Source organism: Verrucosispora sp. WMMD573 (assembly GCF_027497175.1).
In the GTDB taxonomy this organism is placed as follows: Bacteria; Actinomycetota; Actinomycetes; order Mycobacteriales; family Micromonosporaceae; genus Micromonospora.
Genome location: NZ_CP114901.1, coordinates 3,014,784 through 3,036,613, shown reverse-complemented (window position 1 = coordinate 3,036,613; position 21,830 = coordinate 3,014,784). Strand labels below are relative to the sequence as shown.

At 70.9% G+C, this 21,830-nt stretch carries 19 protein-coding genes; 8 read left to right on the top strand and 11 right to left on the bottom strand.

Annotated features, from left to right (window positions below; all coding sequences use genetic code 11):
• Positions 1–7 precede the first annotated feature (7 nt).
• Positions 8–496, bottom strand: coding sequence for a transcriptional regulator NrdR (nrdR, locus tag O7601_RS13965; protein ID WP_210937318.1), 489 nt, complete (start codon positions 494–496; stop codon positions 8–10).
• A 552-nt stretch (positions 497–1,048) separates the two neighbouring features.
• On the opposite strand from nrdR, the gene lexA reads away from it, so the two are divergent.
• Positions 1,049–1,831: a transcriptional repressor LexA gene (gene lexA, locus O7601_RS13960; protein ID WP_210937317.1), complete on the top strand. Its 783-nt coding sequence runs from the start codon at positions 1,049–1,051 to the stop codon at positions 1,829–1,831.
• A gap of 35 nt (positions 1,832–1,866) precedes the next feature.
• Here the strand turns inward: lexA and O7601_RS13955 are convergent, their stop codons facing one another.
• Both O7601_RS13955 and hflX read right to left on the bottom strand, forming a co-directional pair.
• Positions 1,867–3,576 (bottom strand): hypothetical protein, encoded by a 1,710-nt coding sequence (locus tag O7601_RS13955; protein WP_281566568.1) that lies wholly within the window; start codon positions 3,574–3,576, stop codon positions 1,867–1,869.
• Positions 3,577–3,640: 64 nt separating this feature from the next.
• Positions 3,641–5,089 (bottom strand): GTPase HflX, encoded by a 1,449-nt coding sequence (gene hflX / locus O7601_RS13950; protein WP_281566567.1) that lies wholly within the window; start codon positions 5,087–5,089, stop codon positions 3,641–3,643.
• Between the two features lie 175 nt (positions 5,090–5,264).
• Between hflX and O7601_RS13945 the strand changes: the two genes are divergently transcribed.
• Positions 5,265–6,737 carry an NAD-dependent malic enzyme gene (locus O7601_RS13945; protein ID WP_281566566.1) on the top strand — a complete coding sequence of 491 codons (1,473 nt, stop codon included), beginning with the start codon at positions 5,265–5,267 and terminating at the stop codon, positions 6,735–6,737.
• Positions 6,738–6,894: 157 nt separating this feature from the next.
• On the opposite strand, the gene dapF is transcribed toward O7601_RS13945, so the two are convergent.
• The 3 genes from dapF to O7601_RS13930 are packed head-to-tail and all read right to left on the bottom strand — an operon-like array spanning position 6,895 to position 9,384.
• Entirely contained in the window at positions 6,895–7,731 is an 837-nt protein-coding gene (dapF, locus tag O7601_RS13940) for a diaminopimelate epimerase (RefSeq protein ID WP_281566565.1), read from the bottom strand.
• A gap of 7 nt (positions 7,732–7,738) precedes the next feature.
• Positions 7,739–8,656, bottom strand: a complete 918-nt coding sequence (gene miaA, locus O7601_RS13935) for a tRNA (adenosine(37)-N6)-dimethylallyltransferase MiaA (protein ID WP_348650251.1) — start codon at positions 8,654–8,656, stop codon at positions 7,739–7,741.
• Positions 8,653–9,384: a class III extradiol dioxygenase subunit B-like domain-containing protein gene (locus O7601_RS13930; protein WP_281566564.1), complete on the bottom strand. Its 732-nt coding sequence runs from the start codon at positions 9,382–9,384 to the stop codon at positions 8,653–8,655. The genes miaA and O7601_RS13930 overlap by 4 nt, the downstream gene beginning before the upstream one ends.
• A gap of 262 nt (positions 9,385–9,646) precedes the next feature.
• On the opposite strand from O7601_RS13930, the gene O7601_RS13925 reads away from it, so the two are divergent.
• Together O7601_RS13925 and O7601_RS13920 are read left to right on the top strand one after the other, a co-directional pair.
• A complete protein-coding gene (locus O7601_RS13925) occupies positions 9,647–10,855 on the top strand; it encodes a DUF349 domain-containing protein (protein WP_281566563.1) in 1,209 nt (402 codons plus the stop codon).
• A 293-nt stretch (positions 10,856–11,148) separates the two neighbouring features.
• Positions 11,149–12,507, top strand: coding sequence for a cellulose binding domain-containing protein (locus O7601_RS13920; RefSeq protein WP_281566562.1), 1,359 nt, complete (start codon positions 11,149–11,151; stop codon positions 12,505–12,507).
• A gap of 96 nt (positions 12,508–12,603) precedes the next feature.
• Here O7601_RS13920 and miaB read toward each other — a convergent pair whose 3' ends face one another.
• The 3 genes from miaB to selD all read right to left on the bottom strand — a co-directional run bounded on the left by miaB (position 12,604) and on the right by selD (position 15,861).
• Positions 12,604–14,100, bottom strand: a complete 1,497-nt coding sequence (miaB, locus tag O7601_RS13915) for a tRNA (N6-isopentenyl adenosine(37)-C2)-methylthiotransferase MiaB (protein WP_281566561.1) — start codon at positions 14,098–14,100, stop codon at positions 12,604–12,606.
• A gap of 75 nt (positions 14,101–14,175) precedes the next feature.
• A complete protein-coding gene (locus tag O7601_RS13910; RefSeq protein WP_093410236.1) occupies positions 14,176–14,655 on the bottom strand; it encodes a hypothetical protein in 480 nt (159 codons plus the stop codon).
• A gap of 216 nt (positions 14,656–14,871) precedes the next feature.
• Positions 14,872–15,861, bottom strand: a complete 990-nt coding sequence (gene selD, locus O7601_RS13905) for a selenide, water dikinase SelD (protein ID WP_281566560.1) — start codon at positions 15,859–15,861, stop codon at positions 14,872–14,874.
• A gap of 189 nt (positions 15,862–16,050) precedes the next feature.
• On the opposite strand from selD, the gene O7601_RS13900 reads away from it, so the two are divergent.
• From O7601_RS13900 to O7601_RS13885, 4 genes are all read left to right on the top strand, one after another.
• Positions 16,051–16,797, top strand: a complete 747-nt coding sequence (locus O7601_RS13900; RefSeq protein ID WP_281566559.1) for an amino acid ABC transporter ATP-binding protein — start codon at positions 16,051–16,053, stop codon at positions 16,795–16,797.
• Positions 16,798–16,857: 60 nt separating this feature from the next.
• Complete coding sequence (locus O7601_RS13895; RefSeq protein WP_281566558.1) at positions 16,858–17,724, top strand: glutamate ABC transporter substrate-binding protein; 867 nt, start codon at positions 16,858–16,860, stop codon at positions 17,722–17,724.
• A gap of 81 nt (positions 17,725–17,805) precedes the next feature.
• Positions 17,806–18,480 carry an amino acid ABC transporter permease gene (locus O7601_RS13890; RefSeq protein WP_281566557.1) on the top strand — a complete coding sequence of 225 codons (675 nt, stop codon included), beginning with the start codon at positions 17,806–17,808 and terminating at the stop codon, positions 18,478–18,480.
• On the top strand, positions 18,480–19,376 hold the full coding sequence (locus O7601_RS13885; protein ID WP_281566556.1) for an amino acid ABC transporter permease: 897 nt from the start codon (positions 18,480–18,482) through the stop codon (positions 19,374–19,376). Before O7601_RS13890 ends, O7601_RS13885 begins: the two co-directional genes overlap by 1 nt.
• A gap of 170 nt (positions 19,377–19,546) precedes the next feature.
• On the opposite strand, the gene rny is transcribed toward O7601_RS13885, so the two are convergent.
• Positions 19,547–21,313 (bottom strand): ribonuclease Y, encoded by a 1,767-nt coding sequence (gene rny, locus O7601_RS13880; RefSeq protein WP_281566555.1) that lies wholly within the window; start codon positions 21,311–21,313, stop codon positions 19,547–19,549.
• Complete coding sequence (locus tag O7601_RS13875) at positions 21,310–21,435, bottom strand: hypothetical protein (protein WP_281566554.1); 126 nt, start codon at positions 21,433–21,435, stop codon at positions 21,310–21,312. Before O7601_RS13875 ends, rny begins: the two co-directional genes overlap by 4 nt.
• Between the last annotated feature and the right edge of the window lie 395 nt (positions 21,436–21,830).

The window sequence follows — 21,830 nt, the reverse complement described above, 5'->3', positions numbered from 1 at the left end:
TGGAAAATCACTGCGCGCTGGCCGGCTCGGCACCGGCAGCCTCGCGGGCACGCGCGGCGGCCCGTAGCGTCTCGATCTCCCGTTCAAAATCGGCGAGCGAGTCGAACGACCGGTAGACGCTGGCGAACCGCAGATAGGCGACCTCGTCCAGGTCCCGCAGCGGGCCCAGGATGGCCAGTCCCACCTCGTGGCTGGGAATCTCGGCTGCTCCCTTGGCCCGGACGGTCTCCTCGACCCGCTGCGCCAGCAGCGCGATCGAATCCTCGTCGACCGGCCGGCCCTGGCACGCCTTGCGCACCCCACCGATGATCTTCGTCCGGCTGAACGGCTCGGTCACGCCGCTGCGCTTGACCACGGCCAGCACCGCCTCCTCGACGGTGGTGAACCGTTTGCCGCACTCGGGGCAGGATCGCCGCCGCCGGATCAGCTGGCCGTCGTCAGCCTCGCGCGAGTCGACCACCCGGGAGTCGGCGTGCCGGCAGTACGGACACCGCATCGCCCGACCTCCTCGATCGACCACAGGGCCGCCCACCCGCCCTCCGGGCACGCCTCGGTAGCCGGAGCCCATCCCCGCAGGATGGTCGCCGGCTCGGCGGTACGGGAGTGCGGTCGGTAGTCGAACCCAACCTGTAGGCAACTTACGCCCATGTGACTACTACATCTAGGGGTCGACCGTATGTCGCCGACGATCCCGGGTCAAGTTGGCCGGCGTGTCCGGCGCGTCACCCGAGCCCCTCCCGCACCACCCGTTCTCCGACAACCGGAGAGCCCAACGCGAACTGGGCCACGCCGGTTACCGCCCGCCCGGGTGAGCATCGACAATTCACACCCACTCGAACACCCGTACTATTTACCAGTACGGGCCGGCAACCGTGCTGATTTTCCGCATCGACACGCGGCAGAAGGTCGTACAGATGTTTGAAAAAGTCCGATCTCACCTATACGGTCATGAACAACCGGGGGTGACCATGGTCGACCCACCGGTCAGCAGATCACCGTGCGCACCACGAGCCGCCGAGGCACTCAGCGCCGACCAGGGAGGACGGACGTGACCGAGGACCGGGCCAACCGGCCACAGAGCCCGCAGCAGAGCATCGAGGCGGGTCCCCCGGCCGCCCGACGCCGGAGTGTCACCCGTGCCCGCTCCGGCCAGCCGGCCGTGCGCCCGGTGACCCCGGTGGTCAGCAGCTTCCCCGACCCGGCGACGGTCGACCTCACCGCCCGGCAGCGACGCATCCTGGACTTCATCCGCACCTGGGTCGAGCGCCACGGCTACCCGCCGAGCGTGCGCGAGATCGGTGAGGCGGTCGGGCTGGTTTCCCCGTCCAGCGTCGCCTACCAGCTCAAGGAGCTGGAGAAGAAGGGCTTCCTCCGACGCGACCCGAACCGCCCTCGGGCGGTCGACGTCCGCTCCCCGAACGACGTCGACGACGAGCTGACCCGCTCCCAGCGGCCCACCCCGGCCTACGTCCCGATGCTCGGCCGCATCGCCGCCGGCGGGCCCATCCTCGCCGAGCAGTCGATGGAGGACGTCTTCCCGCTGCCGCGTGAGCTGGTCGGCGAGGGTGAGGTCTTCATGCTCCAGGTCAAGGGTGACTCGATGCTCGACGCGGCGATCTGCGACGGTGACTGGGTGGTCGTCCGCCAGCAGCCGACCGCGGACTCGGGCGAGATCGTCGCCGCCATGCTGGACGGCGAGGCGACAGTGAAGACCTACCGCCGACGTGACGGCCATGTCTGGCTGATGCCGCAGAATCCGGCCTTCGACCCGATCCCCGGTGACGACGCCACCATCATGGGCCGGGTGGTCGCGGTGCTACGCCGCATCTGACTCGGCGGTCGACGGCGACCGGTACCGGCCGACGGTCAGTACCGGTCGCCCCGGTAGCCGTAGTTGCCGCCGCGCACCTGACCGTACGGCCCGTTGTCGTCCTCTCGGTAGCGCCCGGAGCGTCGTCCCCGATAGTCCGGTTCGGCCGGGCCACCACGCCGGGGTGGCTCCGCACGCCCTCCCCCGCCGGGCTGTCCGCCGCCGCGCGCTCCGCCGCCGCCGTAGACACCGCCGCCAGGGCGCCCGCCGCCACCGGACGCTCGGCCACCTCCCGGCCTCCCGCCGTAGACCGGAGCGCCCTCACCACCGGGCCGCCCACCGCCTCCGCCTCCGCCGTAGACGCCACCGCCGCCCTGCCCCGGGCGAGCACCGTTGCCGGTGGCCGGTCGGCCTCCGCCGCCGCCGTAGACGCCGCCCGGGCGTGTGCCACCGCCGGGCCGCTCCCCGGCCGGCGAGCCCCCGTAGACGCCACCGGCCGCCGCCCCGCCGTACACCCCGCCACGGCCCCGGTCCTGGCTGGAGCCGAAACCGTCTCCCTTGCGCTTCGCGGTGTCGTCGTCGCCGTCGGTGTTCCTGCCCGCCGGTGCCGGGCGCTTCCGGGCGCGCAGGATTCCGAAGATGCCCGCGCCGACCAGCAGGGCTCCGAGCACGCCGACCGCCGCGATCAGGTACATGATGTCGGTCGGGGTCAGCCCGTCGAGGAACGACTGCCCGGACTTCTGCTCCGCGTCGGGATCCTGCGCCAAGTCCTTCGGCCCCTCTTTGGAAGGGGTGTAGCTGAGGATGTTTACCGGGTCGTCGTCCTCCAGGTGGCCGGCGTCGGAGACGGTCAGGAAGATCTCACCGTCGGTCGAGTAGGCGATCGCCTCGCCGAACGGGTCGGCGAGGGCGGTGACCCGGGGGGTGGCCGTGGTGAGGGCGGCGACGATGTCGCCGTTTGAGACGTCGTACTCGAAGGCGTCGGCGTAGGTGCGCAGGACCACCCGTGACCCGTCCAGGGAGCGGGCCGCACCGGTGATCGCGACTCGGCCGAAGGTGCTCAGTGGGTTTTCGGTGTCCGTCTTCGGCAGTTCGATGTCGCCGAGCTTCTTCATCGGTACGGGCTCGGTGTTGCCGGTCTTGAGCGGCGCGTCCGGGGTGAAGATCTCGGCCTTGCCAGCGGTGACCTTGGTGATGATCAGCGGTAGCTTGTCGTCGCCGATCAGCAGCGCCTCGGCATCGCGCGGCTTGCCGTCCGGGTACGACAGCCGGTGCAGCTTCGGTTGGCTGCCACCGCCGATCGGCATGCTCCAGACCGCCACCCGCTCACGGCGCTCACGGCTTGTCACGTTGTCACCGGTGTCGGCGATCCACAGCGTCTTGCCGTCCGGTGAGACGGCGAGATCCTCGGTGTCGAACGGCCCCGCGCCGGAGTAGGGGACCTCGCGAACGACCTGGCAGTCCTTGTTGAGGTAGAAGACCCGCTTGCGGTCGTTCTGCTCGGTGCTGTCGTTGATGACGACGTAGCCGTTCTTCGTCGCCACCAGGCCGGACAGCTCACGCAGCCGCGAGTCGGTGACCGAGCACTGCTTCTTGCCCGCCGCCGTGACCGGCGGCCCCACGACGGCGGCCGGAGGGGCCACCGCCAGCGGAGGGGCTGCCTTGGCGGGTGTCGAGCCCGGCGCGGCGAGCGCGGCACCGGTGACCGTCACGGTGGCCCCGACCAGGCCGAGGGCAACCGTGACGGAGGAAACAGTGCGGAGCATGAAAGAAGTGTCGCATGCCGCAGGTTTCCGTCGGGTGACGCGGCAGTGCGGCCACCACCGGCGATTACCGCGTGATACCGGCCGCCTGCGCCGTGTCGGCGTACGGCACCAATTCGGCCGCGAGCGCCTCGTTGACCCGTACGTGCAGCATCGTCCCTTCCGGCAGGTGAGCGGTGCTGAGCACCTCGCCCTGCCGGTGCAGCCGGGCCACCAGGTCGCCCCGGTCGTACGGCAGCACCACGCGCAGCTCGACCGCCGGTCGGGGCAGCCGCCGCTCGATCGCCTCGCGCACGTCGCCGACGCCGCGGCCGCTGTGTGCGGAGACGAAGACCGCCTCGGGCCAGAGCCGCTTGAGTCGGAGCAGGGTCTCCTCGTCGGCCGCGTCGGTCTTGTTGACCACCAGTAGCTCGGGCAGCCGATCGGCGCCGACCTCGCCGAGCACCTCACGGACGGCTCGGACCTGCTCCTCCGGGTCGGGGTGGGCGCCGTCGACCACGTGCACGACGAGATCCGCCTCGGCGACCTCCTCAAGCGTCGACCGAAACGCCTCGACGATCTGGTGCGGCAGGTGTCGGACGAAGCCCACCGTGTCGCTGAGGGTGTAGACCCGCCCGTCGGAGGTGGTGGACCGGCGGGTGGTCGGATCGAGGGTGGCGAACAGCGCGTCCTCCACCAGCACGCCCGCCCCGGTCAGGCGATTCAGCAGGCTGGACTTTCCGGCGTTGGTGTAGCCGGCGATCGCCACCGCGGGCACCGCGTTGCGGGTGCGACGGGCGCGCTTGGTTTCGCGTACCGTCCGCATGGCCTTGATTTCCCGGCGGAGCCGGGCGATGCGGTGGCGGATGCGCCGCCGGTCGGTCTCCAGCTTGGTCTCACCGGGCCCACGGACGCCGACGCCGCCGCCCGCACCGCCGCCCCGGCCGGACCCACCGGTCTGCCGGGACAACGTCTCGCCCCAGCCGCGCAGCCGGGGCAGGAGGTACTCCAGCTGGGCCAGCTCGACCTGTGCCCGGCCCTCCTTGCTCTTGGCGTGCTGGGCGAAGATGTCGAGGATCAGCGCGGTGCGGTCGACGACCTTGACCTTGGTGCGCTGCTCCAGGTTGCGCAGTTGGGACGGGGACAGCTCACCGTCGCAGATCACCGTGTCGGCGCCGGCGGAGAGCACCACCGAGCCAAGGTCGTCGACCTTGCCGCGACCGATGTAGGTCGCCGGGTCGGGGCGGTTGCGTCGCTGGATGAGCCCTTCGAGCACCTGCGAGCCGGCGGTCTCGGCCAGCGCGGCCAGCTCGGTGAGGGAGTTCTCCGCGTCGAGGAGGGTGCCCTCGGTCCAGACGCCGACCAGAACCACCCGCTCCAGCCGGAGCTGCCGGTATTCGACCTCGGTGACGTCGGTCAGCTCGGTGGAGAGACCGGGGACCCGTCGTAGCGCCTGCCGTTCGGAGAGCTCGTACTCGCCGGTCGTGGCGTCGAGCTCGTCGTCGGGGATGGAAACGTAGGTCTCCTGGTCTCGCAAGCGATCTCTCCTGTCCGTTCTGTGCACGTACCGAGTAATCCTGACATGTGTCAACGCCCGCTGCACCTGGTATATGCCCGCCCGCAGACCGGTGAGAGCGGGGGCGGGTGCCGGCTGCCCGGGGCGGGCGAGTAGAAATGCGGACGAGCCGTTCAGCGCCGACGGAGGGACCTGCGTGGCCACGACCCGACTGCCCAGTGCCGGATTCTCGATCACGATCCGGATCGCCGTGCCCGCCGATGCCTCCTCGATCGGCCGGCTCACCACGTCGGTGGGTGAGGCCGGGGCGATCGTCACCGCGCTGGACGTGGTCGACTCCGACCCGACGAACGTGATCGTCGACCTGACCTGCGACACCGCCGACGCCGGTCACGCCGACCAGGTGGTCGACGCGCTCAGCGCGCTCGACGGTGTGGACGTGCGCAAGGTTTCCGACCGCACCTTCCTGCTGCACCTCGGCGGCAAGATCGAGGTGAGTCCGAAGGTCGCGCTGCGCAACCGGGACGAGCTGTCACGCGCGTACACCCCCGGGGTGGCCCGGGTCTGCCAGGCGATCGCCGACAATCCCGCCGACGCCCGGCGGCTGACCATCAAGCGCAACACGGTGGCGGTGGTCAGCGACGGCTCGGCCGTGCTGGGGCTGGGCAACCTCGGTCCCGCCGCGTCGCTGCCGGTGATGGAGGGCAAGGCGGCGCTGTTCAAGCGCTTCGGCGGGGTGGACGCCTGGCCGGTGGTGCTCGACACGCAGGACACCGACGAGATCGTCGCCATCGTCAAGGCGATCGCGCCCGCGTACGGCGGGATCAACCTGGAGGACATCGCCGCGCCGCGTTGCTTCGAGATCGAGGCCCGGTTGCGTGAGGCGCTGGACATCCCGGTCTTCCATGACGACCAGCACGGCACCGCCATCTGCGTGCTGGCCGCGCTGACCAACGCGTTGCGTGTGGTGGGCAAGCAGCTCGCGGACGTGCGGGTGGTGGTATCCGGCGCGGGTGCCGCCGGCACCGCGATCATGAAGCTGCTGCTGCGCCAGGGGGTCGGCGACATCATCGCGTACGACCGGCAGGGCGCCCTGCACCGTGGGCAGACCGATCTCAACCCGGCCTGGCGGTGGCTGGCCGACAACACCAACCGGGACGGTTACTCCGGTGACCTGCCCGGTGCGCTGGCCGGCGCCGACGTCTTCATCGGGGTGAGCGCCCCGAACCTGCTCACCGGCGACGACATCGCCACCATGGCGAAGGACGCCATCGTGTTCGCGCTGGCGAACCCGGACCCGGAGGTCGACCCCCGGGAGGCGCGCAAGCACGCCGCGGTTGTCGCCACCGGCCGCTCCGACCAGCCGAACCAGATCAACAACGTGCTCGCCTTCCCCGGCGTCTTCCGCGGCATGCTCGACGCGCACGCCGAGGAGTTCACCGAGGAGATGGCGATCGCCGCCGCCCGGGCCATCGCGGACGTGGTGGGCGAGGACAAGATCAACCCGACGGTCATCGTGCCCAGCGTCTTCGACTCCCGAGTCGCTCCGGCGGTCGCCGCCGCCGTCCGCGCCGCCGCCCAGAACCCGACCACCACCCCACCCCCCGCCGCCGACCCCGGCCCGGCCGACCTCCCCGAGATCGCCGCCACCGCCTCCGCCACCCCCTGACGCGAGGAACCCCCTCCCACCCCCCACCCCACCCCCACCCACGCCACCTGCGTTGATCATGAGGTTAGCGGCAGATTGAAGATCGATAACTGCCGCTAACCTCATGATCAACGCAGGTCGGGGCGGGGAGGAGGGGTGGGGGGTGGGGTTTGGAGGGTCAGGTTGGGAGGGTGAGGGTGCCGGTGGCGATGAGGAGGGCGGGGCCGGAGAGCCAGCTGGAGTCCGAGGTCACGGTCACGGTTAGGCGGCCGCCGGGGACGTCTACGGCGACCGTCCCGGTCTCCTGGTCTGCGTCGCGTAGGGCCACCGCGGCGACGGCGCAGGCGCCGGTGCCGCAGGACAGGGTCTCGGCGGAGCCACGCTCGTAGACACGCATCAGGGCGTGCGCGTCGACGCCGGGCACCGGTCCACCGGTGGTGGTGAATTCGACGTTCACCCCGGCGGGGAAGACCGCCGGGTCGACGTCGGGGGCGCGGGTCAGGTCCAGTCCGGCCAGGTCCAGCCCGGCCGGCACCGGGCAGACCAGGTGCGGATTGCCGACGTCCACCGCCGTGCCGGGCAGGGTCAGTCCGCCGAGGGCGGCGGCGGAGGCGCCGTACAGCCGGGGTCGTTGCATCTCGACGGCGATGGCGTCGCCCTCGACCCGCGCCCGCACCACGCCGGCTCGGGTGGCCACCGGCAACGCGTCACCGGACGGTACGGCCAGCCCGTTCGCCAGCAGGTAGCGGACGAAGACCCGGGCGCCGTTGCCGCACATCTCGGCGAAGGAGCCGTCGGAGTTCCAGTAGTCCATGAACCATTCGGCCTCGCCGGCCAGAGCGGCGCCGTCGGTGTGCTTCGCGGCGCGGATCACCCGCAGCACGCCGTCGCCGCCGAGGCCGCGCCGCCGGTCGCAGATCGCCGCCACCAGCTCGGGCGTCAGGTCGAGCGCGCCGTCCGGGTCGGGCAGGATCACGAAGTCGTTGCCGGTGCCGTGCCCCTTGGTGAACTCCACGCCTCCATCATCGCGCAGTCTCGCCGAGGATCCGCATCGCGGCCCCGACCAGCCCCGGGTCGGCCGAGTCGAGCCAGTGCACCCGAGGATCACGACGGAACCAGGAGCGCTGGCGGCGGACGAAGCGGCGGGTGGCCCGGACCGTCTCGTCGTGCGCCTCGGTCTCGGTCAGCTCGCCGCCGAGGAAACGCAGCACCTGCTGGTAGCCGAGCGCCCGGCTCGCGGTACGCCCCTGCGGCAGGCCGCGCTCGACCAGCCTGCGGGTCTCCGGGACCAGCCCGTCGGCCCACATCCGGTCCACCCGGACCGCGATCCGCTCGTCGAGCAGGGCGGTGTCCAGGTCCACGCCGATCTGCACCGCCGGGTAGTGGGGCGTCGGCTCGGGCAGCGCCGCGGTGAACGGCTTACCGGTCAGCTCGATCACCTCCAGTGCGCGCACGATGCGTCGGCCGTTGCCGGGCAGGATGCCGGCCGCCGCGCCCGGGTCGGCCTCGCGCAGCCGCGCGTACAGCGGTGCCGGCCCGAGCGCGGCGAGCTCGCCTTCCAGGCGTTGTCGCAGTGCCGGATCGGTGCCGGGAAACTCGAACTGTTCGAGCACCGCCCGCACGTAGAGCCCGGACCCACCGACCAGCAGCGGCACCCGGCCCCGGGCGAGGACGTCGTCGACCGCCGCCCGGGCCAGCCGCTGGTACTCCGCCACGCTGGCCGGCTCGGTCACCTCCCAGATGTCGAGCAGGTGGTGTGGCACACCGTCGCGTTCGGCGACGGTGAGCTTGGCGGTACCGATGTCCATGCCCCGGTACAGCTGCATCGAGTCGGCGTTGACCACCTCGCCGTCGAGCGCGTGCGCCAGCGCGATGCTCAGCGCCGACTTGCCGGCCGCTGTCGGCCCGACGACCGCGACCACGGTGCCCGGGGCGGTCACGACCGCTCCCAGTTCGCCACGAGGTAGCCCACCCCGTAGGGCGCGGCGTGATAGCCCAGTTCGCCGCGCCAGGGGCCGCCCGCCGCCCGCGCGGCACCGGCGAGCACCTGCCAGGGGGCCCGTCCCGCGACCTTGAGCTGCGTCGACAGGCCGGCGTCCAGGCCGAGCAGGGCGTCGCGGTCCGCGTCGGCCAGGGCCCGCGCGACAGTCCCGTCGTACGCCTCGGCGCGCGGATCGGCGTGGCCGGGCGCCTTCTCCCCCCGGCAGGCCGAGCCGTCGCCCATCACCAGCAGCGCCCACGGCTGGGCCGGGCCGAGCCGGGCACCGAGATCGGCGCAGGTCTCGACCGGTTCGTCGGCCCGGACCGTCGTCATCCGCCAGTCCGTGCCACGGGTCCTGGCCGCCGGTTGCCGGTCGAGCAGCCAGGCGCCGACCAGCAGGCCGAGTGGGAGGTGGTCGGTGCCCGCCAGCCCGTCGGGGTGGTCGCCGAGGCGCACCTCCAGCGGCACACCCCATGGCGCGAAACTGCCCCGGAACGGGAAGTCGAGGTCGGCGCTGCAATCGCCGGCTCCGATCACCAGGACGGTCCGCGCTGCCGAGTCGAGCAGCCGGGAGACGGCGGCGTCGCAGGCGGTACGCAGGTCGTCCAGCTCGGACGCGGCGGCGCCGGCGATCTCGGGGACGAGCAGTGGCGGGTGGGGGCAGACGGCGGCGGCGACCAGTGGCACCAGGCAACCGTAGCGGCCCGGTTCGGCCAGGTGGCCGCGTGCCGCCGGCAAGGACGACCGCGCCGCACGTACACCGTACGGTCGGAAGCGGCACGCCGGTCGGATGGCCCAGACAGCCCCTAGGACACCGTATGGTCACGGTCGGCGATAGGCGCTCGACGCGGACCGGGGCGCACCTGTGACAATGCCCGGAGAAAGTTGGCTGCGCCGTGGCGGCGCCCGGGAGGCTGCTCCCTGGTGCCGGGAGAACGAGGATGGGCACATGAGCGACTGGACTGCCTTCGGACGGGTGGACGCGGACGGCACCGTTTACGTCAAGACCGCCGAGGGCGAGCGGGTGGTCGGATCCTGGCAGGCGGGAGCACCTGAGGAGGGGCTGGCACACTTCGCACGCCGCTTCGCCGACCTGGTGACCGAGGTGGACCTGACCGAGGCCCGGCTGAACTCCGGTGCGGCGGACGCCAACCACTCGCTCGCCACCATCCGACGGATCCGTGCCTCCCTCGCCGAGGCTCACGTCGTTGGAGACATCGACGCCCTGGCGACCCGGCTCGACAAGCTCGCCACCGTGGCCGAGGAGAAGGCCGGTGAGGCCCGGGCGGCGAAGGAGGCCGCCCGCGTCGAGGCCCTCGCCCGCAAGACCGCCCTGGTGGAGGAGGCGGAGAAGCTTGCCGCCGAGTCGACCGGCTGGAAGACCGCCGGGGACCGACTCAAGGAGATCCTCGACGAGTGGAAGGCCATCCGGGGAGTCGACAAGAAAACCGACGGCGAGCTGTGGAAGCGGTTCGCCGCCGCGCGGGACGGCTTCACCCGCCGCCGGGGCGCCCACTTCGCCTCCCTGGACGCCCAGCGCAAGCAGGCCCAGACGGTCAAGGAGGAGCTGGTCGCCGAGGCCGAGAAGGTCGCCGAGTCGACCGACTGGGCGGCGACGGCCAACCATCTCAAGAACCTGATGACGCAGTGGAAGGCCGCGCCGCGCGCGTCGAAGGAGGCCGAGCAGAAGCTCTGGGAGCGGTTCCGGGCCGCCCAGGACGCCTTCTTCAGCCGGCGCAGTGAGGTCTTCTCCGCCCGGGACAACGAGCAGCGTGCCAACCTGGAGCGCAAGCAGGCGCTGCTGGCCGAGGCCGAGGCGCTCGACGTGGACGGCGACCCGAAGGGCGCCCAGGCGAAGCTGCGGGAGATCCAGGCGCAGTGGCACGAGGCCGGGCGGGTGCCGCGGGAGGCGGCCGCCGGGCTGGAGCGCCGGCTGCGCGCGGTCGACGAGAAGGTCCGCGAGGTGATGGACTCTGCCTGGCGGCGCACCAGCCGGGAGGACAATCCGCTGCTCGCCCAGATGCGCGCGCAGGTCGCGGAGGCGGAGGAGCGGCTGGCCCGGGCGCAGGCCGCGGGCGACACCCGGCGGATCAAGGAGGCCGAGCAGGCGCTGGAGTCCAAACGCCAGTTCCTCAAGCTGGCTGAACAGTCGAGCTGAGCCGCGTCAACGACGGAGCCCCCGCCTCGTGAGGCGGGGGCTCCGTCGTGTCCGTCGCACCGGTATCTGACGACCAGACGGAGCGCGTTCGGGCGGCACACCCTTTACATCGACAATCGTCTGTGGTTCGCTGAGGAAAGCGCTTACCTATGGGAACGGCACGGGAGCCATCCGTACAGCGCAGCCAGCAAGTCCATTGGCAGGGACGGCCTGACCGGCACGCCCGTCTGGGCACCGGGCGAACGCGGGTCGAGTCGACCATCTCTGCGCACCCTCTCCGAGAGGACGCAACCATGCGCACCGCACGGCGTCGTACGACGCTGCTCGCCACCACCGCCTCGGCTACCGCCGCACTGCTCGCCGCCGGGGTACTCACCGCCGTCACCGCCCACGCCGCGGCCGGCTGCCAGGTTAACTACTCGGTCGCCGGCGAGTGGCCGGGCGGCTTCACCGGCAACGTCGTCGTCACCAATCTCGGCGACCCCATCTCCGGCTGGACCCTGCGCTGGTCGTACAGCGCCGGGCAGCAGGTCGTCAGCCCCTGGAACGCGACGATCTCGCAAAGCGGGAGCCAGGTGACCGCCACCAATGTCGCCTACAACGGCGACATCCCCACCAACGGGAACGTCTCGTTCGGGTTCAACGGCTCCTGGAACAACTCCAGCAACCCGGCCCCGACGAGCTTCACCCTCAACGGTGTGACCTGCACCGGCGGCGTCACGCCGACCACCCCCGGCGGAACCACGCCGCCACCCACCACCGCGCCACCGACTACCCCGCCACCCGGCCCGGTACCGACGGGTCTGGTCGGCTGGGCCACCCAGAACGGTGGCACCACCGGCGGAGGTAACGCCTCCTCCACCACGGTCACCAGCGAGTCGGCGCTCCGTTCCGCAGTCAGTTCGTCAAGCGCTGCGGTTATCCGGGTCTCCGGCACGATCAGCTGCTCCGGCATGCTGAGCGTGGGCAGCAACAAGAGCATCCTCGGCGTCGGTTCGTCGGCCACGATCTCCGGCTGCGGCTTCAACATTAACGGCAGCCGTAACGTGATCATCCGCAATATCAACTTCCGCAACTGGAACGACGACGCCATCAACGTGCAGGAGTCGGCCACCAACGTCTGGGTGGACCACAACTCGTTCACCAACGGCTACGACGGCGCGGTGGACATCAAGCGCGGCTCCGACTACATCACGGTGTCTTGGAACCGGATCTTCAACCACGACAAGTCCATGCTGCTCGGTCACTCCGACAACAACAGCAGCCAGGACCGCGGCCACCTGCGGGTGACCTACCACCACAACTGGTTCGACGGTTCCGGTAGCCGGCACCCGCGGGTGCGCTTCGGTAACCCGGTCCACGTGTTCAACAACTACTACTACAACAACGACTACGGCGTCGCCTCAACCATGGGCGCCGGCGTGCTCGTCGAGGGCAACTACTTCGAGTCCGTCGACGACCCGACCCTGGTCGGGTACGCCTCGTCGGGCCCGGGGACGTTGGTCCAGCGCAACAACCACTTCGTCAACTCCGGCAGCCCGCAGTCGTCGGGCAGCGTGGCGAGCATCCCGTACTCGTACTCGCTGACCAGCGCCAGCCAGGTCAAGTCGGTCGTGACCAACGGCGCAGGCACCGGCAAGATCGGCCTGTAACCGTCGGCTTCACAGTGTTCCCCGACCACCCCGGTGGTCGGGGAACATGCCTGTCTCACGCCGGTAGACACCTGCCGAACTCGACCCGGCGCGCGGTCAGCGTACGCAGGCCGACTCGGCCGGCGGCGCGGCCGGCGGCACGCCCACCGTGGGCAGCCCCAGCGGCACCCCGCCGGTACGCGGCACCCGTCCGGCCTCGACCGCGTCACCGGCCCTGGTCCGCCGGTGCGACAGGGGTTGACCGTCGGCGTTCAGATGGTGCGGAGCAGCGTAGGTGACCGTGGTCCCAACGAGGTCACCCGGGCGGATCGCACCCGCCAGTGACCCCACGTCGAAATGCACCAGGCGGCCGTCGCGGGCCCGACCGGACATCCGGCCGGTGCGCTCGTCCTTGCGGCCCTCACCGACGGCGACAAGCACCTCCACCGTCTCGCCGACGAGCTTCTTGTTCTCCGCCCAGGTGATCTCTTCCACGCAGGCGATCAGCCGCTCGTACCGCTCCTGCACGACCTGCTTGGGCAACTGACCGTCCATCGTCGCGGCCGGCGTGCCGGGCCGCTTGGAGTACTGGAAGGTGAAGGCTGAGGAGAAGCGCGCCTCGCGGACCACGTCCAGGGTGCGCTCGAAGTCCGCCTCGGTCTCGCCGGGGAAGCCGACGATGATGTCGGTGGTGATCGCCGCGTCGGGCATCGCCGCGCGGACCTTGGAGATGATCCCCAGGTATTTCTCCGACCGGTACGACCGGCGCATCGCGCGCAGCACGTCGTCCGAGCCGGACTGCAACGGCATGTGCAGCGAGGGGCAGACGTTGGGCGTCTCGGCCATCGCCGCGATCACGTCGTCGGTGAAGTCCTTCGGGTGCGGGCTGGTGAACCGGACCCGCTCCAGCCCGTCGATCTCGCCGCAGGCGCGCAGCAGCTTCCCGAACGCGTACCGGTCGCCGAACTCGACGCCGTAGGAGTTGACGTTCTGCCCGAGCAGGGTCACCTCCAGCACGCCCTCGTCGACGAGTGCGCGTACCTCGCTGAGGATGTCGCCGGGGCGGCGGTCCTTCTCCTTGCCGCGCAGCGACGGCACGATGCAGAAGGTGCAGGTATTGTTGCAGCCCACCGAGATCGACACCCAGCCGGCGTACGTCGACTCGCGGCGGGTCGGCAGCGTCGACGGGAACACGTCGAGGGCTTCGAGGATCTCCACCTCGGCGGCGGCGTTGTGCCGGGCCCGCTCCAGCAGCACCGGCAGCGAACCGATGTTGTGGGTACCGAAGACCACGTCCACCCAGGGTGCCCGGCGGACGATGTCGCCCCGGTCCTTCTGGGCCAGGCAGCCACCGACGGCGATCTGCATCCCCGGGTGCCGGTTCTTGACCGGACGCAGGTGACCGAGGTTGCCGTAGAGGCGGTTGTCCGCGTTCTCGCGGACCGCGCAGGTGTTGAACACCACCACGTCGGGGGTGTCCTCGGCCTCGCCCGCACGGACGTACCCCGCCTGCTCAAGCAGACCGGAGATGCGCTCGGAGTCGTGCACGTTCATCTGGCAGCCGTAGGTGCGCACCTGGTAGGTGCGCGGGCCGCCCGCCGCTGCGGTAGTCATGACGTGCACAGCGTAGCCGGGCCCGAGGAGTCGGACGCAAACGAGCAGAGCCGGGGGCCGCGGCGTCGTGAGACGTCAGGCGGCGGCCAGGGCGGGGTTGACCGAGTCGGGCGCCCAGCGGGAGCGGTGGCAGCGCGACCAGCCCCGGCAGCGCGGGTCGGCCTCGGTGCACAGTCGGCGGTCGCTGAGCACCTCGCCGTCGTCGGTCTCCCGTACGTCGAAGTGCACCGGGCGGATGCTGCCGTCGGGAGCGACAAGCAGGTGCCGGGTGTCGTCGAGCGTGTCGTCCCGCAGCAGGCAGTTGCGGCCGAGCAGCCGGGCCAGCGCCGCGATGCTGGGCAGCTCGGGCAGCTCGTCCGGTACGCCGTAGCAGTCCACGATCGTGGCGAACTCCCCCGGTGCCTGCCAGACGTCGCAGACCACCGCGTACGTCGGCAGCCGCAGCGGATCCGCCACCGCCAGTGGCATCACCACCCGACCGAGCGCGTCGGCCAGCGCCGGGTAGACCTCCACCGGTCGTACCTGGTCGATTCTCCAGTTCCACAGCTCGGTCATGCCGTCTCCTCGCTGTGCTCGTCCCCACCGGCCTCCGGATCGGGCCTTACCGACGATGGTGGGGGGCATTTGCCCCCAGCCGGGGGCAAGTTACCGGTCTGTGACCATTCTGGCCCAAATTTCCCGGAGCATCGTCGCTCCAGGTAGCGGGAAGATGACAGTTTATCGGGTATGGTGCGCGTTCCCACGCAGCGGCACGCGTACCGAAACCTGCGTTCAGCGCAGGATGACCCGGTGTTCGCCGGAGGGCAGCAGTTCACCGATCACCGGGGCGCCTGATATCTCTCCGGCGATCAGCAGCCCGCCCGAGGTCTGCGCGTCGGCCAGCAACAGCGCGTCCTGCTCAGCCGCCGCGCCGAAGTCCGTCCACGGGGTCACCCACTCCAGGTTGCGGCGGGAACCACCGCTGACGTACCCGTCCCGGACCGCCTCGCGGGCACCGGCCAGGTACGGCACCCGGGCGGTGTCGATCGCCACCGTCAGCCGGCTCGCCCGGGCCAGCTTCGAGGCGTGCCCGAGCAGTCCGAATCCGGTCACGTCGGTGCCGCAGCGCACGCCGGCCGCCACGGCCGCCCGCGCGGCGTCCCGGTTCAGGGTGGTCATCGCCGCCACCGCCGCCGGGAAGCTTTCGCCGGTGTTCTTGTGGCGGGTGTTGAGCACGCCGACGCCGAGCGGCTTGGTGAGCGACAGCGGCAGGCCGGCCCGCCCGGCGTCCAGGGTGATCAACTCTTCGGGCCGGACCAGCCCGGTGACGGCCAGACCGTACTTCGGGCCGTCGTCGTCGACGCTGTGCCCGCCGGCCAGATGACAGCCTGCCGCGCGGGCCACGTCCAGGCCGCCACGCAGCACCTCGCGGGCCAGTTCCAGCGGCAGCACCTCGCGAGGCCAGCAGAGCAGGTTGAGCGCGACCAGCGGGCTGCCGCCCATGGCGTACACGTCGGACAGGGCGTTGGTCGCGGCGATCCGACCCCAGTCGTACGCGTCGTCGACGACCGGGGTGAAGAAGTCCGCAGTGGTCACCAGGCCGGTGCGCTCGTCCAGCCGGACCACCGCGGCGTCGTCGCCATGGTCGAGCCCGACCAGCAGGTCGGCGGTGCCGGCCGGCGGGCCGAGGCCGGCGACCATCGCTTCCAGCTCACCGGGCGGGATCTTGCAGGCGCACCCGCCGCCACGGGCGTACCGGGTCAGCCGCACGGGCTCGGTCATGTCCACATGATCTCCGTCACCGGGACGGGACGCCAGCCGGGCGGGTCAAATTCGGACGCCGGAGTCGGATCATCCAGGGTGTTACCGCTCCGTGACCATCTGAGTTGTGTTCCGCCACTTCACCCCGCCTACAGTGGCCGCTACCGGGGGTCGACCGACTTCCCGACAGCGACGAGGAGGACAGACGACGTGGCGACGGGCGAACCGCTCATCGTGCTGGACTCGGTCAACAAATGGTTCGGGCCGTTGCACGTACTCGACGACGTCTCGCTGTCGGTGGGCCGGGGTGAGGTGGTCGTGGTGATCGGCCCGTCCGGCTCCGGCAAGTCGACCCTGTGCCGCACCATCAACCGGCTTGAGCCGATCAACTCCGGCACCATCACCTTCGACGGGCAGGCGCTGCCGGCCGAGGGCAGGGCCCTGGCCAGGCTGCGCAGCGAGGTCGGCATGGTGTTCCAGTCGTTCAACCTCTTCGCGCACAAGACGATCCTGGAAAACGTCACCCTCGGCCCGATCAAGGTCCGCAAGGAGAAGCCGGCGGCGGCCCGCGAGCGGGGTCTCGCCCTGCTCGACCGGGTCGGCATCGCCAACCAGGCCGACAAGTACCCGGCCCAGCTCTCCGGCGGCCAGCAGCAGCGCGCCGCGATCGCCCGCGCGCTGGCCATGCAGCCCAAGGCGATGCTCTTCGACGAGCCCACAAGCGCGCTGGACCCGGAGATGGTCGGCGAGGTGCTGGACGTGATGACCTCGCTGGCCCGCGACGGCATGACCATGGTCGTGGTCACCCACGAGATGGGCTTCGCCCGGCACGCGGCCAACCGGGTCATCTTCATGGCCGACGGCAAGCTCGTCGAGGATGCCGCTCCCACGGAGTTCTTCGCGAACCCGCGCAGCGAGCGCGCCAAGGACTTCCTCTCCAAGATCCTCACCCACTAGGCGTCCGGTAGTGGGGCGGGCCGTGACCCGGCCGGCTCCAGTCGAAGAAGGAGAACAGGTATGCGAATGAAGCGGATGGCGGCGGTCGCCGCCGTTGCCGGCCTCGCGGTCGCGATGACCGCCTGCGGCGGGGACAGCGACGAGGGCGGCTCCGGCACGGGCGCCGGTGGCATCGTCGGCAAGGCCGAGAGCCAGAACAAGCTGGTCATCGGCGTCAAGGCCGACCAGCCCGGCCTCGGTCTGCAGACCGGCAGCCAGTACGAGGGCTTCGACGTGGAGATCGCGAAGATCATCGCGAAGGGCCTCGGCGTCGAGGAGAGCGGCATCGAGTGGAAGACCACCGTGTCGGCCAACCGGGAGCCCTTCATCGAGCAGGGCACCGTCGACCTGGTGGTCGCCACCTACACCATCAACGACGAGCGCAAGCAGAAGGTCAACTTCGCCGGTCCGTACTACGTCGCCGGCCAGGACCTGCTGGTCAAGACGGACTCCACGCTCACCGGCCCGGACCAGCTGGCCGGTAAGACGGTCTGCTCGGTCACCGGCTCCACCCCGGCCAAGCGGATCACCGAGAACTACCCCGACGCTCGGCTCGAGCAGTTCGACGCGTACTCCAAGTGCCTGCCGCTGCTGGAGAACGGTCAGGTCGACGCGGTGACCACCGACGACATCATCCTCGCCGGCTACGCCGCGCAGGACCAGTACGCCGGCAAGTTCAAGGTGGTCGGCCAGACCTTCTCCGACGAGCCCTACGGCATCGGCCTGAAGAAGGACGACACCGACGGCTGCGAGAAGGTCAACGAGATCCTCAAGGCCGCCGCCGAGGACGGCAGCTACAAGGCTGCCTGGGACGCCACCCTGGGCAAGAGCGGCACCCCCGCGCCCGAGCTGGACACCACCAAGATGACCCACTGCGGCGCAGTCTGACCGGTACCGGAGCCGGCACCCCGTGCGGGTGCCGGCTCCGGCCTGTCACCGGCCGCCGCCACGTGCCCCGGGAGCCGACGCATGCACGTATTCACTGATCCGGAGAACTTCGACGCGTACCTGTCGGGTTTCCTCTGGATCCTCAAGCTGACCGGCGCGTCCGCGGTCTGCGCGCTGGTCATCGGCGTGCTGCTGGCCGCGATGCGGGTCTCCCCCGTTCCCGTGCTGCGCGGCTTCGGCGCGGCCTGGGTCAACATTTTCCGCAACACCCCGCTGACGCTCGTCATCTTCTTCTGCTACTTCGGCCTGTACTCGACCCTCGGGCTGAGCCTGGCGCAGGACCTCGACCTGAACCGCTACTGGCTCGGGGTGATCGGCCTGTCGACCTACACCGCCGCCTTCGTCTGCGAGGCGGTGCGCTCGGGCATCAACACCGTGCCCACCGGCCAGGCCGAGGCCGCCCGCGCGATCGGGCTCTCCTTCGCCCAGACCCTGCGGATCGTGGTGCTGCCGCAGGCGGCACGGTCGGTGATCGCGCCCTTCGGCAGCATCCTGATCGCGCTCTGCAAGAACGCCACGATCGTCGGCACCATCGGGCTGCTGGAGTCCTCGAACGTGATGAAGGACCTGATCAACTTCAACGGTGACGCCGTCATCGTGATCTTCCTGGTCTTCGCCGGCACGTTCGCCGCACTGCTCATCCCCACCGGCTACTTCTTCGGCTGGCTGGCCAACCGTCTGGCGGTGAAGCGCTGATGAGCACCAGCAACGTCCTCTACGACCACCCGGGCCCCCGGGCCAAGGTACGCAACGCGGTGCTCAGCGTCGTCTTCGGCGTCGGGCTGCTCGCCCTGCTCTACTGGATCTACACCCGGTTCGACCAGGCAAACCAGTGGGAGCCCCGGCTGTGGGAGCCGTTCACCCAGTCGACCACCTGGACCCAGTTCATCCTGCCGGGCCTGTGGGCGACCCTGAAGGCGGCCGGCGTCGGCATGGCGCTGTCGCTCGCCTTCGGCGTCGTCTTCGCCTTCGGCCGGCTCTCCGACCACCTGTGGATCAGCGTGCCGACCGGCATGGTGGTGGAGTTCTTCCGCGCCGTACCGCTGCTGTTGATGATCTTCTTCATCTTCTACGGCGTGCCGTTCCTCATCCAGGGACCGGTGACCGCCTTCTGGGCCGTGGTCATCGGGCTGACCCTCTACAACGGGTCGGTGCTGGCCGAGGCGTTCCGGGCCGGCATCCGGGCGGTGCCCGGCGGGCAGTCCGAGGCGGCGTACGCGATCGGCATGCGCAAGAGCCAGGTGATGCGGATGATCCTGCTGCCGCAGGCGGCCCGCGCGATGCTGCCGATCATCGTCAGCCAACTCGTGGTGCTGCTCAAGGACACCGCGCTCGGCTACATCGTGGCCTACCCGGAGCTGCTCCAGCGCGGTGTCAACGACCTCGCCGCCAACTACGGCAACATCATCGCCTGCGCGATCGTCGCCGCCGTCATCTACATCGTGATCAACTCACTGCTCACCTGGTTCGCCGGCTGGCTGGACCGGCGCACCGGCGCCCGGGCCTTCCGGCTACCGAGGCAGACCGCGCCGGCCGGAGCTGCCGACTCCACCCCCGAGGGCGGCGCCACCGTCTCCGAGCCGCAGGGCTGAGCGGCCACCGCTCCGGTGCGGCGCGGGCGAGTCTCGCCCGCGCCGCGCCACTGCCGGCGGCCCGTCGGTAGTGGCGGCCGTCGACGCACCGCTGCAAGCACGCTCTGAACGGTGTCAAGAATGGGCCCCCGCTCGCCACGAGACGTCGAGCAGGGGCCCTCCCTTGACACCTAACGGGCGATCTCGGTCACCCGGGACTCGCGGACCACCGTCACCCGGATCTGACCCGGATAGGTCAACTCCTCCTCGACCTGCTTGGCCACGTCCCGGGCCAGCACCGCCGCACCGATGTCGTCGACGTCGTCGGGCTTGACCATCACCCGGATCTCGCGGCCCGCCTGCATCGCGAAGACCTTCTCCACCCCGACCTTGCCGGCGGCGATCTCCTCGATCCGTTCCAGCCGCTTGACGTACGCCTCCAGGCTCTCCCGCCGCGCTCCCGGCCGCCCGCCCGAGCAGGCGTCCGAAGCCTGGGTCAGCACCGCCTCCACGGTCTGCGGCGGCACCTCGTTGTGGTGCGCCTCGATGGCGTGCACCACGTCCTCGCTCTCCCCGTACTTGCGGGCCACGTCCGCGCCGATGAGGGCGTGGCTGCCCTCCACCTCGTGGGTGAGCGCCTTGCCGATGTCGTGCAGGAACGCCGACCGCTTGATCAACGGCACGTCCAGCCGCAGCTCGGCCGCCATGATCCCCGCGATGTGCGCGGTCTCCACCAGATGCTTGAGCACGTTCTGCCCGTACGACGTGCGGTAGCGCAACCGGCCCAGCAGGGTGACCAGCTCCGGGTGGATCTCGGTGATGCCGACCTCCACCAGGGCGTCCTCGGCGGCCCGGTGGCAGAGCTGGTCGACCTCCTGGCGGGCCAGCTCGTGCACCTCCTCGATGCGGTGCGGATGAATCCGGCCGTCCAGCACCAGCTTCTCCAGCGTCAACCGGCCCACCTCCCGGCGGACCGGATCGAAGCAGGACAGCAGCACCGCCTCGGGAGTGTCGTCGATGATCAGGTTCACCCCGGTGACCGACTCGAAGGCCCGGATGTTACGGCCCTCCCGGCCGATGATCCGACCCTTCATCTCGTCGCCCGGCAGGTGCAACACGCTGACCACGCTCTCGGCGGTCTGCTCGCTGGCCACCCGCTGGATGGCGTCGACCACGATGTGCCGGGCCCGCTGCTCGGCGGTCGACCTCGCGTCGGACTCGATGTCCCGGACCAGCAGCGCGGCCTCCCGCTTCGCCTGACCCTCGATCGCCTCGACCAACTCGGCCCGGGCGGCGTCGGCGGTCAACCCGGCGACCCGCTCCAACTCACGTCGTCGCTGGTTCTCCACCTCGGCGAGATCGGCCTCCCGCTCGACCAACGCCGCCTCACGGGCCGCCAGCGCCGCGTTGGCCGCGGTGAGCTGGCGTTCCCGCTCCGCGAGCCGCTCCACCTCCTCGGTGTGCAGCCGCTCCCGCTCGTCCATCCGGGTCGCCCGCCGCTCCACCTCGGCGGCCTGCTCCCGAGTGGTCGCGGCCAGCACCGCCACCTCCCGCTCACCACTACGCCGGGCCGCCGTGCGCAACTGCTCGGCGTCCGCCTCGGCCTGCTTGTGCGCCCGTTCCAGCACCGTGTCCGCCTCGGCACGGGCGTCGTCGAGCACCCGACGCGCCTCCGCCCGGGCGGCCTTCGCCTCGGCCCTGGCCGCCGCCGCCTCGGCGCGGGCCGCCGCCGCCGCGGACTTCGCCACGTCGATGGTGCTGTTCGCCTCGTCGGCGGCCGTACGCAGCGCGGCCAGCGACTGTTCCTGTCGATCCTTCTCCGCGACGTACGCCGGATCCTCCGCCGCCGGACGCGACATGAAGCCCCGCATCAGCCGTACCCCGAACAGAACCGCACCGAGGACCACGAGGGTCAACACCAGCACGGCGACGAGGATCACGACGTCGAAGGCGCTCATCGAACGGCTCCGTCCGGCCGGTCGCCGACCCCGAGGGCGACGGCAGGTGGGCCGGAACTCTGCTCACCGTCGTCGCTGGCCCCGGACTCCGCCGCGCCGGGCGTGCCCGCCCCCGCGCTCATGCCGGCACTCCGTTCCGAGACGTGCCCCTGGCGGGCAACGCCGAACGAAGCCTCAAGATCGGCCCGCTCCGCTCGCTCATGCCGGGACTCCGGTGAACCTGTGCCGCCTCGCCATGGCGCGCCTCCCCTGAACCGTCGCGCCGCAACAGCCTGCCGGGTGGGCACGCTCCTGCGACTCTGGACGCCCGACCGGAGCGCATGGCCGTGGGTTGGCTTCCTCCGCCGACGTCCCTGACGGCCGTCGGCGGGCCGGGTGCACTGTCGCGTGAGCCCGGACCGGCCTGTCCGGAGCTGACGTATGCGGCCGAAGGTGCCGGCCAAAGTGATGCTGTTCTGTTACGGGATCTATGTTGTGCGCTTAGCCTGCGCTTGGTCGGGCAATGTGAGCCTTATGG

Coding starts and splice junctions, on each gene's coding strand:
- nrdR (WP_210937318.1), bottom strand. CDS start 496: ATGCGGTGTCCGTACTGCCGGCACGCCGACTCCCGGGTGGTCGACTCG.
- O7601_RS13955 (WP_281566568.1), bottom strand. CDS start 3,576: ATGCTCCGCACTGTTTCCTCCGTCACGGTTGCCCTCGGCCTGGTCGGG.
- O7601_RS13925 (WP_281566563.1), top strand. CDS start 9,647: ATGAGCGACTGGACTGCCTTCGGACGGGTGGACGCGGACGGCACCGTT.
- O7601_RS13920 (WP_281566562.1), top strand. CDS start 11,149: ATGCGCACCGCACGGCGTCGTACGACGCTGCTCGCCACCACCGCCTCG.
- miaB (WP_281566561.1), bottom strand. CDS start 14,100: ATGACTACCGCAGCGGCGGGCGGCCCGCGCACCTACCAGGTGCGCACC.
- O7601_RS13910 (WP_093410236.1), bottom strand. CDS start 14,655: ATGACCGAGCTGTGGAACTGGAGAATCGACCAGGTACGACCGGTGGAG.
- selD (WP_281566560.1), bottom strand. CDS start 15,861: ATGACCGAGCCCGTGCGGCTGACCCGGTACGCCCGTGGCGGCGGGTGC.
- O7601_RS13895 (WP_281566558.1), top strand. CDS start 16,858: ATGCGAATGAAGCGGATGGCGGCGGTCGCCGCCGTTGCCGGCCTCGCG.
- O7601_RS13890 (WP_281566557.1), top strand. CDS start 17,806: ATGCACGTATTCACTGATCCGGAGAACTTCGACGCGTACCTGTCGGGT.
- O7601_RS13885 (WP_281566556.1), top strand. CDS start 18,480: ATGAGCACCAGCAACGTCCTCTACGACCACCCGGGCCCCCGGGCCAAG.
- rny (WP_281566555.1), bottom strand. CDS start 21,313: ATGAGCGCCTTCGACGTCGTGATCCTCGTCGCCGTGCTGGTGTTGACC.
- O7601_RS13875 (WP_281566554.1), bottom strand. CDS start 21,435: ATGAGCGCGGGGGCGGGCACGCCCGGCGCGGCGGAGTCCGGGGCCAGC.